Genomic DNA, 1,823 nt, shown 5'->3' on the forward strand with positions numbered 1-1,823 from the left:
TGGCCGCCGCTTCGGAAGGGAACCCGGTAAATCAAAAGCCGGAGCAACAGCCGAAGCCAAAGCCAAAGCCAAAGCACGGCAACAGCAACTTCTAACGCTGAAGCTGCTCCGGCTGAACACCTACGACGCAACTCTTGCGCACGTCTGCGCACCGCAAGCGCGACACCTCTAACCTTCTCCAGGCACCCGACCATGGCCACCCCCGACCTGCCGACCTTCGACAAGATCCTCATCGCCAATCGCGGCGAGATCGCCTGCCGGGTGATCGCCACCTGCCGCAAGCTCGGCATCGCCACCGTGGCCGTGTATTCCGATGCCGACCGCGACGCGCGCCACGTGCGCCTGGCCGACGAGGCCGTGTACATCGGCGCCGCGCCAGCGCGCGAGAGTTACCTGCGCAGCGAGCGCATCCTCGAGGCCGCGCAACGCAGCGGGGCGCAGGCCATCCATCCCGGGTACGGCTTCCTGTCCGAGAACGCCGAGTTCGCCGAAGCCTGCGCCGCGCGCGGGCTGGTGTTCATCGGGCCGCCGCCGGCGGCGATCCGCGCCATGGGCGACAAGAGTGCGGCCAAGGCGCTGATGCAGGCCGCCGGGGTGCCGCTGACGCCGGGTTACCACGGCGAGCAACAAGACCCGGATTTCCTGCGCGCACAGGCCGCGGCCATCGGCTACCCGGTGCTGATCAAGGCCAGCGCCGGTGGTGGCGGCAAGGGCATGCGTCGGGTCGATCGCGATGAGGACTTTGCCGCCGCGCTCGCTGCCTGCCAGCGCGAGGCGCAGGCCGCGTTCGGCAATGCGCACGTCCTGGTGGAGAAGTACGTGCTGCGGCCGCGGCACATCGAGATCCAGGTGTTCGGCGACACGCGCGGCGAACTGGTCTACCTGTTCGAACGCGACTGCTCGGTGCAGCGCCGCCACCAGAAGGTGCTGGAGGAAGCCCCCGCGCCAGGCATGGACGCGACGCGACGTGCGGCGATGGGCCAGGCCGCGGTGGAGGCGGCGCGTGCGGTGGGCTACGTCGGCGCCGGCACCGTGGAGTTCATCGTCGCGCCCGATGGCGCGTTCTACTTCATGGAAATGAACACCCGCCTGCAGGTGGAGCATCCGGTCACCGAGTGCATCACCGGCACCGACCTGGTGGAGTGGCAGTTACGCGTGGCCGCCGGGCAGCCGCTGCCGCAGCGCCAGCACGAACTGGCGATCCACGGCCATGCGCTGGAAGCGCGGCTGTACGCCGAAGACCCGGCGCGCGGGTTCCTGCCCTCGATCGGCACGCTGCAGCATCTGCGCCTGCCCGCCGCCGATGCGCATACCCGGGTCGATGCCGGTGTCGAACAGGGCGACGTGATCGGCCCGCACTACGATCCGATGATCGCCAAGCTGATCGTCTGGGACGTGACACGCGAGCGCGCGCTGCGGCGCATGCAGGCGGCGCTGGCGGCGTGCCAGGTGGTCGGCGTGTCGACCAATGCCGCGTTCCTGCAGCGCCTGGTCGGCACCAGCGCGTTCGCGCAGGCGGACCTGGACACCGCGCTGATCGAGCGCGAGCACGCGGCGCTGTTCGACACCCCCGTCCCGGCCACCGACGCGCTGTGGAGCCTGGCGGCGCTGGCCTGGCAACTGCACGAGCACGCGCCGGCGGCGCAGACTGCCGATCCGCACTCGCCGTGGGACCTGCGCGACGGCTGGCGGCTGGGCGCGCCGGCGCCGCGTGCGCTGACCCTGCAGCACGGCGAAACGCAACGCACGTTGCAGCTGACCACGCATGCCGGCGGCTGGCGGATCCACGCCGCGCCGGCGCAGGAGCCGCTCGAGGCGAGCGG

At 70.8% G+C, this 1,823-nt stretch carries 1 protein-coding gene; it reads left to right on the forward strand.

The window, feature by feature from the left end; all coding sequences use genetic code 11:
• Positions 1-192: 192 nt before the first annotated feature.
• Positions 193-1,823, forward strand: a 1,631-nt coding sequence (locus tag D588_RS0105135; RefSeq protein WP_017915209.1) for an acetyl-CoA carboxylase biotin carboxylase subunit, incomplete at its 3' end; no start/stop codon positions are given.

This window comes from Xanthomonas sp. SHU 308 (genome assembly GCF_000364645.1).
GTDB lineage: Bacteria > Pseudomonadota > Gammaproteobacteria > Xanthomonadales > Xanthomonadaceae > Xanthomonas_A > Xanthomonas_A sontii.